This window comes from Desulforamulus aquiferis, from assembly GCF_030577015.1.
GTDB lineage: Bacteria > Bacillota > Desulfotomaculia > Desulfotomaculales > Desulfotomaculaceae > Desulfotomaculum > Desulfotomaculum aquiferis.
In genome coordinates, this window is the sequence record NZ_JARPTC010000009.1 from 123706 (window position 1) to 135548 (window position 11843).

The window sequence follows — 11843 nt, forward strand, 5'->3', positions numbered from 1 at the left end:
ATGGCTAAAAAACAAGGATTCTTTCTATGCACCGGTTGTGGCATTGGCGAAGCCCTCGATGCAGCGGCCTTAACCAAAGTTGCAGCCAAAGAATATAAAGTGCCTACTTGCAAAGAGCACAGCTATCTTTGTTCTGCAGAAGGTGTAGAATTAATAAAAGCTGCAGTTGAAGAAAAGGACATGGACGGCATTATCATTGCTGGCTGCTCCAACCGTGTTAACGCAGATGTATTTAAATTTCCTGGTGTTTTAGTTGACCGTGTAAACCTGCGTGAACAGTGCATCTGGGTTCACGAAGCAGATGACGAAGATACCCAAATGCTGGCTGAAGACCAAATTCGTATGAGTTGTGAAAAGATTAAAGCTGGTGTTGCTCCTGAACCTTTCGTTGGCGAAAACTTATCCAAAACAGTACTAGTAGTTGGCGGCGGCTTAGCTGGTATGACTGCAGCCTTAGAAGCTGCAAAAGCAGGTTACCCCGCAGTATTAGTTGAAAAGGAAGCAGCTCTGGGCGGCTGGTTAAATAGTGTTTATAAAACCACACCAATGGCTTCTCCCTTTACTACTCCTGAAGATCCTAACCTTGCTGGACGTATTGCCGAAATCGAAGCTAATGCTAACATTAAGGTATACACCGGTGCTGTTATTGAGAAAATCGCTGGCGGTCCTGGCATGTTTGATGCTGAGATTAACCAGGGTGGCAGCGTGGTAGCCGAGAGAGTGGGAGCTATCGTTCTCGCAACAGGTTCTAAGCCTAACATAGCCAAGCTGGATTACCTTGGCTATGGCAAGTACGCTAATGTTATTACCCATGTTGATTTTGAAGCTATGGCTAAGGCCGGCAATATTGGTGCTAAGAAAGTTGCCTTTATCCAGTGCGCCGGTTCAAGGGATGCTGAGCGTTTAGCTTACTGCTCCGCGGCTTGCTGCATAGAAACCTTAAAGCAGACAATTATCTTAAAAGAGCTGGCACCGGAGGCCCAGGCCTATGTATTCTATAAGGATATCCGCAGCTCTGGACAATATGAACATTTCTATAAGGCTGGGCAGGATACCGGTGCTGTCTTTATTAAAGGTGATATCAAAGAGATTAAAGAAGTTGGTGGTAAGCTGGCTATTGAGTCTGAAGATATCCTCCTTGGAGGCAATGCCCTGGTAGAAGATATTGATTTAGTAGTACTTGCTAACGGTATGATTCCTAGCAACAAGGCCACCGAAGCTATCGTTGCTGCTGCCGGTGAAGGCGATGCCGCTGCTGAAGCTGCCGCTACCCAGGAAGCTGCAGAAAGTATTCTGAAGCTACAATACAGACAGGGTCCTGAACTTCCTAACCTGAAGTACGGCTTCCCTGATTCTCACTTTATTTGCTTCCCCTATGAGACCCGCCGTACCGGTATCTATGCTGCCGGTAGTGTGAGAGCTCCTATGGATATGGCTAAAGCCGTTGGTGATGCCACTGGTGCTGCTCTGAAGGCCATCCAGTGTGTTGAAGCCACTGCCGGTGGTGCCGCTGTTCATCCAAGAAGCGGCGACCTGTCCTATCCTGAATTTGCTCTCCAGCGCTGCACCCAGTGCAAGAGATGTACTGAAGAGTGTCCCTTTGGTGCAATCAACGAAGATGCTAAGGGCAACCCTCTGCCCAACCCAACCCGTTGCAGACGCTGTGGTACCTGTATGGGTGCTTGCCCAGAGCGTATTATCTCCTTTAAGAACTACTCGGTAGCAATGGTTGGCAACATGGTTAAGGCTGTTGAAGTTCCTGAAGAGGACGAAGAAAAGCCAAGAATTCTGATCCTGGCCTGCGAAAACGACGCTATGCCTGCCCTGGATATGGCCGGTATTAATCGTTTGAAGTATAATTCCTGGGTACGTATTGTTCCGGTAAGATGCCTAGGCTCCCTGAACCTGGTATGGATTGCTGACTCCATGTCCAAGGGCTTTGATGGTGTACTGCTGTTAGGCTGCAAGCATGGCGATGATTACCAGTGCCACTTCATGAAGGGCTCTGAGATTGCTGAAATCCGTCTTTCCAAGGTTTCTGAGACCCTTGACCGCTTAGGTCTTGAGTCCGAGCGTGTACGCATGATGCAGATCAATATCATGGATTATGCTGAGTTGCCTGGTATCCTTGATAAGTTTGCTGAAGATCTCGAAGAATTCGGACCCAACCCCATGAAAGGCTTCTAACATATAAAAATTCCCCGCCTCATGGCGGGGAATTTTTCAGCCTGTTGAAAAAGATTCAACTGGGTTTTAATAATCCCGAACAGCGACATTCGAAGCAGTGGAAACAGCGCTTCGCGAAGCTGAGGATGCGAAAATGGGTGAGCGGACATGGATGTCCGCGAAAGCCTGAGGTAAACACGATGTTTACTCGAAGGCGGCCCATTTTCGCCCGAAGCAAGCGATTAGCGCTGTCCACTGCGGAGAGAGGAGTCGTGAGGGATTATTAAAATCCGAATATAGGTAGTTTCTCGATAATCTGAAAAATTCCCCGCCTAATGGCGGGGAATTTTATTAAACACCTATCCGGAATCAGAGATGTCATTACTTTCCTTGCCCACAGCAAAGAACTTATTCATAATTTCGACCATTAATTTGCTGGTCTCAATTTCATCATGAACATTGCAAGAATCCATTTTATCTTGAACCCAATCTGCAAAATCATTCATATTCATATAAATCCCTCCACGGTTATTGTAATGGGCAAACCAAAGGGAAATATTCAGTACATTAGTATTTACAGGGTGCAAATATTAATACTGGTGACAAAAGTAGTTATTTGCAAAACTAAAAGTAGGGCAACACCTCCATAAATTAGTTTAAAAAATCACCCGACCCCCTTGCCAACGTTGCCCCTTAGTGTTACAATAACCGTGAGAGTAGTGACAACTATTTGGTTGTCTTTTGTAGTTATTGTAAAAACTGTTACTCAGTTTTGCCGGGGCCAAGTTGGTCTTGGTTATCTCTGTTTGAGTTGGGTATTTGCCATGATACTAGCATAATTAAATAATATTTTCAACCTGAAAGATAACCCTTCTTAATGACAAGAAGGGTTATTCCTATTATGTCAAATTAACAATAATATGTTTAAGTAAATAAAGTCCATAAGTGATGACAAAAACAAATGTCATCTAGATAATACTTTGGATAATTATAGAATAGACATTTGTCAAAAAACGAGTAATATCTAGAACTTTAGATGGTCAATTGTACATAAAAATAATAATATATAATATATTGAAGGAATTATAAGGAAAAAGTAGAATATAAGGTATAACAAAATTTGGGGGTTGTTTCATTTGCGGCGGGTCTCAGTAGACAGAGTTAAGCCCGGCATGAGGGTAGGACGAGCTATAAGAAATAGTAATGGGCAGGTACTGCTAAATGCAGGTGTTGTCTTAAATGATAAATATATCAAAAGATTGGCACTGCTAGGTATTCCGGCCCTTTACATTGAAGATGGATTTCTTCCTGATATTCAGATTGATGATGTAATATCTGAAGAAACACGAATGAAAGCAATAACCCAGGTAAAAAATCTACTTCATGCCCACTCAAAATCCCTTGGTGGTAATGTTCATGATAATACTAGTATTAACTTAACAGTCAACGATATAATTGACCAATTACTTACCAACGCCCAATTAATTGTAAACCTTATAGATATTAGGACAATGGATGACTATGTATTTGCCCATTCAGTTAATGTTTGTGTCCTTGCGCTAATGACAGGTATCTCATTAGGCTACGAAAGACCTAAGCTATTCCATTTAGGTATGGGTGCATTACTCCATGATATAGGTAAAATATATGTTCCAAAGGAAATTTTAGATAAACCCGGGTCCTTAACAGAAGAGGAATATGCCATGGTTAAGAAACACCCAGAAATGGGTAATAAAATATTAAGCAACAGCCCCTATGTTAGCAGCCTGTCAAAGATGGTGGTGTTCCAGCACCATGAACGTTTTTGTGGTCAAGGATATCCCAATGGACTAAAGGATACAGAAATCCATGAGTTTGCCCAGATAACGGGAATGGTGGATATGTATGACGCCCTTACAGCCGATCGCTGCTATAGAAAGGCTTTTCCTCCACATGAGGCATTTGAAATGATTGCCGGATCTGGGGACTTTTTATTTTCCTATTCCATTATACAGCCCTTTCTTTCGAATATAGCTGCTTACCCAGCGGGAACAGTGGTGGAACTCAGTACTGGGGAAATGGCTGTGGTGATGAAGACTTCCAAAGGTTATTCCTTATACCCAAGGGTTAGGATTCTTTATGATGCACAAAAGAGGCCCCTGTCCAATATAACTGAGATCGAACTGCTGGATTACCGCAGCGTAGTAATCAGTAGGGTTATTCAAGAGCCTGATGTTCCTTCGGGAAATCATCAAATTAGTAACAATTAAAAATTTTAAGAATAATTCCTCCCATGCAGGAATTATTTTTATTTTACATAATTAATGCAAATAAATGCTTATCTAAAGCAATAATATTACTTGGGAGGGATTTGTTTATGATGCAGTGGAGGAAGGCAATAGTCATTTTCCTATTGTTGGCATTTGTTTCAGGCATAATGTTTGCCGGTGGCTGTATGCTAGTGCGGGATCTTGCACCAAAGCAAGGCTCCCAAAATCAGGAGGGCCTAGCTGATGCAAGTCTGCCAGGTGTAGGTCCTGATATCATAGCAAATATTGTTGAGCAGACAGGTCCGGCTGTTGTTAAAATTAATACCTTGGTTGAGGTGGATAGTAAAAATAACCCATTATTAAACGATCCGTTTTTTCGCCAATTCTTTGGTGTTCCTTCACAGCCACAATATCAGGGTGGGGTAGGCTCCGGCTTTCTGATTTCTAAAGATGGCTATATTCTTACCAATTCCCATGTGGTTAGTGGGGCAAAGGAAATAAGTGTTTTGTTAAAAGAACAAAACAAAGCATATGCTGCTAGATTGGTAGGTACAGACCCTTCCCTTGACCTGGCAGTACTAAAAATAGAGGGAAATAATTTCCCGACCTTGACATTAGGGGATTCTAACAAGATCAGAGTTGGCAATTGGGTTATTGCCATAGGGAGCCCCTTTGGGCTTGAGAACACTGTGACTATAGGTGTTATTAGTGCTAAAGAAAGACCAATAGAGATAGACAGCAGAACCTTTGAGCATTTGCTGCAAACGGATGCCTCAATTAACCCCGGAAACAGCGGTGGCCCGCTGCTTAATTTAAACGGTGAGGTTATTGGTATCAATACTGCCATTAACTCCCAGGCCCAGGGAATTGGTTTTGCCATACCAACCAGTACTGTGAAAGAAGTTCTGAATGAATTAATAGAAAAGGGAAGCGTCAGCAGACCCTGGTTAGGAGTACAAATTCACCCGGTGACTGCAGACATTGCGAACTTCCTTGGCTACAATTCCACTGAGGGTGCGGTGATAAGGGCGGTAGTACAGGACGGACCTGCTCAAAGGGCAGGCCTTAAAGAGGGAGATATAATTACTGCCATAGATGGCGAGAAAATCAGCAACCCTGAGGAATTAATCAGTACTATACAAAAGAAAAAAGTTGGGGTACAGGTAGAGGCTGATGTATTCCGTAATGGAAAAACCATCAAGGTTAAAATTCAGACAATGGAAAGACCGGCTGAAGCCAGTTAACGTAGAAGCAGGACAGTGAGTCCTGCTTCTATGACTATTGAAAAGCTACAACTAGGTTTTAATAATCCCGAACAGCGACATTCGGAGCAGTGGAAACAAGCTGAGGATGCGAAAATGGGTGCCCGGACATGGACGTCCGGGCAAGCCTGAGGTAAACACGATGTTTACTCGAAGGCGGCCCATTTTGCCCGAAGCAAGGGATTAGCGCTGTCCACTGCGGAGGGAGGAGTCGTGAGGGATTATTAAAACCCGAATATAGGTAGTTTCTCGACAATAAAAGAAGCAGGACAATGAGTCCTGCTTCTTTTATTGGGACAGACTAAGGAATGCGGGGGTGAAGTCTTGGAGGTATCAATAAAATATGGCAGCCAAGCAATGCCTATTAACATTAAGGAACAAAACCTTGCGGGAATCTTATCAGTTCAATTTCCCGGTGTACCTAAACCTGAAGAAGCTATAGCTAAGGCATTAAACAATCCTATTAATAGAAAAACCCTGGAGGAAATAGCAAGGGAAAAAAGACCTAAAAAAATAGTTATAGTGGTTACCGACATTTCAAGGCCAGTACCTCATTCCATAATAATACCGCCAATTCTTGCAGAATTCCAGAAAGCAGACCTTCAAAAAAGTCAAATTCATATCTTAATAGCTACAGGGGCACACCGTCCTAATACAGATGACGAAATAAGAAATACCTTTGGTGCGTTAGCTAAGGAAATTAAAATTCAGAACCATGACTGTGACAAAGACCTGGTATTAATAGGAATGCTAGGGGATGGGATAGAGCTATTAGTAAACTCTGAAATCTCAGGCGCCGAACTGATTATCACTGTGGGAGCCATAATGCCTCACAATCTGGCTGGTTTTTCGGGCGGCCCCAAATTAATCATGCCCGGCATATGCGGTAGAAAAACAATAGAACATAACCATAGGATGATGACAAAGGGGGGAGTGGGGCCGGGCAAAATTTTAGATAATCCCATACATAATCAAATATTGGAAGCAGCCCGTTTAGTGGGGGTTGATTTTACGATCAACATAGTGCTTAACCATAATAATGAGATAGCCGGGATATTTTCAGGTGAGCTAGAAACTGCCTGGCGGGAAGGCTGTAAGTTCAGCGAAAGTATGCATCGCCTCCCACTTCCTGCCCAGGAAGAAGTGGTCATTGCGGGAGGGGGTGGATATCCCAGAGACCTTAATCTTTACCAGGCAGTTAAAGCCCTGGTGAATGCCTCTAAAGTATGTAAGAAGGGCGGAACAATAGTTCTAATTGCCAGATGCCAGGAAGGTATGGGTGATGCCATCTTTGAGGAATGGATTAATTGTGGCTCTGTCTCGAAGGTTCTTCAGCACTTCAAGGAGAAGGGTTTTGAACTCGGAGGGCATAAAGCCTACGTGTTGTGCAATTTACTAAAGGATTACGAAGTAATAATGCTTTCAGAATTGCCAAAGGCCAAAGAGAAAATCCCATTTATTAAACACTGCGATAATTGGCAGGATGCTGAAAACCTGCTAAAAGAAAAGCACGGTAATGACTACCGTGCATTAATACTACCGCTGGCAGGTCTGGTTTTTCCCCTGTCCGACCAGGAAGAACCTTCATTGAGGTAACGATTAAGCAATTCATCCTTTGAAATGATTACTTTTTTTGGAACTAGCTTTTTCCATTGGCGTTTCAAATGAGACAATCCACCGGGATGAAGTAAAAATAGCAACCAGCGCTGATACCAGGCGACAATTGACCTTATACCCGGCGAAAGCTCATAAACATAAAAGCCCAACCGGGTGGTGCCCCTATGTATCATGGTAACGCCTATTAATGCCTTAACGCTTTTATAGGCGGGGTCCTGGGATATAACCTGTGCCAGGATGGGCAGGGAACGTCTAGTTTCCTTAAGGACATTGATGCCTAATCCTTCAGCCGAGGGATTTTTTGAAGTAATGGCATGTAATAGGTTATTATTTAAATGAAGCTCACCTATTCTGTCTCCCGGCTTTAAGCAGGTTCCGTCCGGCAGTTTGATTATGCTGCCCCGATATTTCCTAACAGCCAGGCGGAATAGGCTGTTTTTTTGCCCTCCCACCGGCTTTAGACCTGCCAGCTTATCAAAGCATAATTCCCATACATTCCAGATTTGGAGTAAAGACCTCTTGAATAACCCGGCTTCCCTAAAGGCATACATGGTTTCCAGGTTTACTGCCTTAAGGTTATTTGTTTTAAGATATTGAATTATTGTAGGCAAGGCCTCCAGCATCTTAGTGGGTCCATTATCAGAGGCAATAGGTTTAGTGCAGCGGTCATGCAAAATAATAACGGAACCGGGTCTAATATTGCGGGTAACGGAGTTGAGGATTTCATTGGAAGAATATCGAGGACTCCAATCCCAACTCATCAATGACCAGAGAACTAACTTCTGACCTTTAAACCGAGGGTAAAAAAAGGAAAAGAGGTTGAAAACACCCCAGGCAGGTCTAAAAAACTGGGTATTTTCTCCTGTAATTTGTCTAATTACTTCATTTCCTTTAGAGATTTCCCTTATAGACCCTATTGGACCTTGAAACCAGGCAAATTTGTGGCCAAAGCCATGGGTGCCCAGGGAATGACCTTCTGCCTTGATACGCCTAACTAAGGCTGGGTTCTCAGCTGCATGCTGGCCAACAAGAAAAAAAGTTGCCTTGATCCCATGCTCTTTGAGTATGGCCAATAATTGTGGTGTGACCTGGGGATCGGGACCATCATCAAAGGTCAAAGCCACGAAGGGGTGTTTTTTATTGCCCTTAGAAAAAACACCTAGACTCAAGGTGCGTCCCCAAAGGGTGGGTAAAGCAGTGTAGCAAAAAAGTAGTATGCCTAAAGCCTCAAGAAAGCTTATTGACATTGACATCAACTCCTGGTTTGATGGTCAATTTTTCAAAGGGATAGTACAAATAAAAACATCCCATACCGGCTAAAATTAATGAACTTAAAAAGATTGCCCCGCCAGGATGCAGCCAGGCAGAAATGGCTCCGCCAATTATTGGCCCCGCTGCTATACCTAAACCCTCCAGAGTAGAAAAAATACCCCAACCTGTTGCCTGACGCTCAGGGGGAATCACCTTTGCTAATAAAGTATTCCAGGCTGGTAATAAAAAGGCGTAGGACATGCCTACCATAATTACTAAGCCCATTACTAGGGAGTAGTTGCGGGTTAAAGGTACCATAAATAAAAAGAGTGCACTCAAAAGAAAACCCGAGGTTAAAGAAACCTTTAAGGGTAATCGATCTACCAGCTTGCCCATGGGAAAAAGCAGGGCCACGGCGGCAGTTCCTCCAGCAATCAGCAGCCAGCCATAGCCTTGGGAATCTAGACCCAATTCAGTGGTGGCATAGATGGGTAGTATTGGAAGTAACAGGCTGGCAGCCAGGGTTTGTAGGAACATGCCGGGTAACAAAATTTTAATTGTAATCTGGTTATCTAAAAGCTTCTTAAACTGCTCTAGAACTGAGCTTCCCTGGGGACTGGTATTTATCTTGAGGGGTGTTATTAGTACTAAAATAACACAAAAAACCCAGCTAGCCATGATAATATGAAATGTTTGCAGGAATCCGATTGTCAGTATAAAGTTAACCCCCACAGAGCCAATGCCGGCACCGGCCAGCCAGGCAGAGAAAACTATACCTATTCTAGCTGCCCGGTTGGCAATATTGACGGGGGCAACGTTACTAATCACAGCTAACCAAACCGGCGCAAAGCCAATGCCAAATAGGCAAGATAATATAATTATTGGTATATGGTGCTGTTGTCGGTAAATTAGCAAAAGTGAAATAAGGCTTAAAATAAGACCCAATACTAGCACGGGCCGACCATAGCGATCTAATTGGCTGCCTGCTGCTACCTTAAAAAGAGTTTCACTTAAATAATGTGCCGATACAACTACTCCTGCAACAATTACGGAAAAGTTTAAGTAATGTGTTGAATAGAGGGGCCAGAATGTTAAAAAGAAGGCACTCCTAGCCATTTCGGTTAGCAAGAGTAGTAATATTAAAAGATAATCGGTGGAAGAGAAACCTAATGATTTGAACAAATTTCAGTCGCTCCTTAATATACAACGGCCGCCATGATTATACCGATTACTGCGCCAGCAGCAACTTCGGCAGGGGTATGCCCGATGAGTTCCTTCAAGGCCTTGACATTTTGCTTACCATCTTGCCGACCTATTTCTTCTAATATTTGATTAAGTATCTTAGCTTGATTTCCCGCAGCACGCCTGACACCCATGGCATCGTACATGACAATAATGGAAAAGATGGCGGTAATTGTAAAAAGGGAAGAAGACCAACCATAACTAAGCCCGGCTACTGTTGCCAGTGCAGTAACCATGGCAGAATGGGAACTAGGCATGCCACCGGCCTCAAAAAACCTATTCCATTGCCACTCTTTGCTGCGGATTGATGCTAGAATACCCTTTAATGCTTGTGCAGTTAGGAATGCAGATAAAGGTGCACAAAGTATTTTATTTTGAATAAGCCAATAAAAGACTTGCTCCAAATTATTCACCTCGAGAGAAAGATAGTTACTAAATTATAAGTTATTCTCTGAGGCATAGGGTAAATCCTTGCTAAGACAAATAATCAGACAAAGGCTTACATAATATTCCAAAGAATTATAACAAATTTATCTCAGAAATGGAAATATTATAGGGGTTCATAGTAATTATTCTTCCTGTTATGCTTTAAAGAGGCAGACCTGGTCTGTTAATAACCTACATACAGGAGGAAACATGACGAAGAGAAGATGGACAACACTTGGATTCCTGTTCCTGTACCTGGTTACCATTTTATTTGTTACGCCGGCCTCTGCTAATACAAAACAAAAACCTATAGTTTTGGGCTACTATTCTAAGGATTGGTACACCGATAAGGATTCCTATAATTCCCTAGCTAAAAATCATGCTAATTTAGATTACATTGCAACCTTTGCTGCCAGGATAAACTCAAACGGAGGATTGGTGGTGGATTTTCCTCCCTCTGAAGGTATAGAACTGGCCAAAAGTAAAGGAGTAAAGCCTCTTTTGGTGGTACATAACATACATAATGGTATGGATACCGCAACCGCAGCGGCAGTATTAGGTAACCCTCAGAAACGTTGGCAGCTGGCCCAGAATATTACCTCGTTAGTTAAAAAAGAAGGTTATGCCGGTGTAAATATAGACCTTGAGGCTATTCCACCCAAGAACAGAGATGATTACAGTAAATTTTTGTGGGAGTTAAAGGGGCTTTTACAGCCGGGCTATTTGTTAACAGCAGCTGTACCGGCGAAGACCAGTGACCAGCTCAATAATAGCTGGTCCGGTGGCTATGACTACCGGGAAATCGGCAGAGCCTGTGATTATGTAATGCTAATGACCTATGATGAACACTGGTTTGGTGGAAAGCCTGGGCCAATAGCTTCCTTGCCCTGGGTGCAAAAGGTTTTGGATTTTGCAGTAAGCCAGATGCCTTCCCAGAAGGTGATCCTGGGACTGGCTACCTATGGCTATGATTGGTCAGCGGCTAGTACAAAATCAGTGAAATGGAATAACGTGGATAGCATCATAAAAAATACAGGAGCCCAGGTTCGCTGGGATAATAAAAGCAGTTCCCCATATTTTTACTATTGGACAGGCACCCAGAAGCATGAAGTCTGGTTCGAAAATAAATATAGCCTGGGAATTAAATTGGGCTTTGTAAATTCTTATAACTTAGCTGGTGTTGGATTCTGGCGCATGGGTTTTGAGAATGACGATTTTTGGCAGACAATAAATCAGAAGCTTAGATAAAGACTTAGCCTTTGTAAAGCCTCCTTGAATTAAAAACCAAGGCCCTTCCGGTTATTTTGAACTGCCCCCTGTCAAGTAGACAGTGGAAATAATAAAAATCCCTGACACCAATCATTTCCTTATGGTTGGTGTCATTTTTATGCTGCTGAACTATTCAGGAATTGTCTGTATTCCAAAGGCGTCATACAGTTTAATCTCTTTTGATATCGGTTAGTATTGTAATAATGTATGTATTCTTCAACTGCTGCTTCCAGATCTTCATAGTTGTTGAATCTATTAAGATAATACATCTCCGATTTCATGATTCCCCAGAATGATTCCATCGGGCCATTATCAATGCATCTGGATACCCTTGACATGCTTTGGGTCATTCCTGCATCAT

At 42.9% G+C, this 11843-nt stretch carries 10 protein-coding genes; 5 read left to right on the plus strand and 5 right to left on the minus strand.

Annotated elements, in window-relative coordinates; genetic code table 11:
- A complete protein-coding gene (locus P6N53_RS07310; RefSeq protein WP_304542142.1) occupies positions 1 to 2187 on the plus strand; it encodes a hydrogenase iron-sulfur subunit in 2187 nt (728 codons plus the stop codon).
- Positions 2188 to 2525: 338 nt separating this feature from the next.
- On the opposite strand, the gene P6N53_RS07315 is transcribed toward P6N53_RS07310, so the two are convergent.
- Positions 2526 to 2678, minus strand: a complete 153-nt coding sequence (locus P6N53_RS07315; protein WP_304542143.1) for a hypothetical protein — start codon at positions 2676 to 2678, stop codon at positions 2526 to 2528.
- A 624-nt stretch (positions 2679 to 3302) separates the two neighbouring features.
- Here P6N53_RS07315 and P6N53_RS07320 point away from each other — a divergent pair.
- The 3 genes from P6N53_RS07320 (at position 3303) to P6N53_RS07330 (ending at position 7273) form a co-directional block, all read left to right on the plus strand.
- Complete coding sequence (locus tag P6N53_RS07320) at positions 3303 to 4415, plus strand: HD-GYP domain-containing protein (protein WP_304542144.1); 1113 nt, start codon at positions 3303 to 3305, stop codon at positions 4413 to 4415.
- Between the two features lie 107 nt (positions 4416 to 4522).
- Positions 4523 to 5659 (plus strand): S1C family serine protease, encoded by a 1137-nt coding sequence (locus P6N53_RS07325; RefSeq protein ID WP_304542145.1) that lies wholly within the window; start codon positions 4523 to 4525, stop codon positions 5657 to 5659.
- A gap of 342 nt (positions 5660 to 6001) precedes the next feature.
- Positions 6002 to 7273 (plus strand): nickel-dependent lactate racemase family protein, encoded by a 1272-nt coding sequence (locus P6N53_RS07330; protein WP_304542146.1) that lies wholly within the window; start codon positions 6002 to 6004, stop codon positions 7271 to 7273.
- Here P6N53_RS07330 and P6N53_RS07335 read toward each other — a convergent pair.
- Genes P6N53_RS07335 through P6N53_RS07345 form a run of 3 tightly spaced genes read right to left on the minus strand, consistent with a single transcriptional unit; the run spans position 7198 to position 10200 of the window.
- Positions 7198 to 8541 carry a polysaccharide deacetylase family protein gene (locus P6N53_RS07335; RefSeq protein ID WP_304542147.1) on the minus strand — a complete coding sequence of 448 codons (1344 nt, stop codon included), beginning with the start codon at positions 8539 to 8541 and terminating at the stop codon, positions 7198 to 7200. The genes P6N53_RS07330 and P6N53_RS07335 overlap by 76 nt on opposite strands.
- Positions 8522 to 9727: an MFS transporter gene (locus P6N53_RS07340; RefSeq protein ID WP_304542148.1), complete on the minus strand. Its 1206-nt coding sequence runs from the start codon at positions 9725 to 9727 to the stop codon at positions 8522 to 8524. The genes P6N53_RS07335 and P6N53_RS07340 overlap by 20 nt, the downstream gene beginning before the upstream one ends.
- Positions 9728 to 9741: 14 nt before the next feature.
- Positions 9742 to 10200: a divergent PAP2 family protein gene (locus P6N53_RS07345; protein WP_304542149.1), complete on the minus strand. Its 459-nt coding sequence runs from the start codon at positions 10198 to 10200 to the stop codon at positions 9742 to 9744.
- 223 nt (positions 10201 to 10423) lie between these two features.
- On the opposite strand from P6N53_RS07345, the gene P6N53_RS07350 reads away from it, so the two are divergent.
- On the plus strand, positions 10424 to 11461 hold the full coding sequence (locus P6N53_RS07350) for a glycosyl hydrolase family 18 protein (protein WP_304542150.1): 1038 nt from the start codon (positions 10424 to 10426) through the stop codon (positions 11459 to 11461).
- Between the two features lie 137 nt (positions 11462 to 11598).
- On the opposite strand, the gene P6N53_RS07355 is transcribed toward P6N53_RS07350, so the two are convergent.
- The coding region (locus P6N53_RS07355; RefSeq protein ID WP_304542151.1) for an IS3 family transposase at positions 11599 to 11843 on the minus strand (245 nt) is incomplete at its 5' end.

Coding starts and splice junctions, on each gene's coding strand:
- P6N53_RS07315 (WP_304542143.1), bottom strand. CDS start 2,678: ATGAATATGAATGATTTTGCAGATTGGGTTCAAGATAAAATGGATTCT.
- P6N53_RS07350 (WP_304542150.1), top strand. CDS start 10,424: ATGACGAAGAGAAGATGGACAACACTTGGATTCCTGTTCCTGTACCTG.
- P6N53_RS07335 (WP_304542147.1), bottom strand. CDS start 8,541: ATGTCAATAAGCTTTCTTGAGGCTTTAGGCATACTACTTTTTTGCTAC.
- P6N53_RS07325 (WP_304542145.1), top strand. CDS start 4,523: ATGATGCAGTGGAGGAAGGCAATAGTCATTTTCCTATTGTTGGCATTT.
- P6N53_RS07310 (WP_304542142.1), top strand. CDS start 1: ATGGCTAAAAAACAAGGATTCTTTCTATGCACCGGTTGTGGCATTGGC.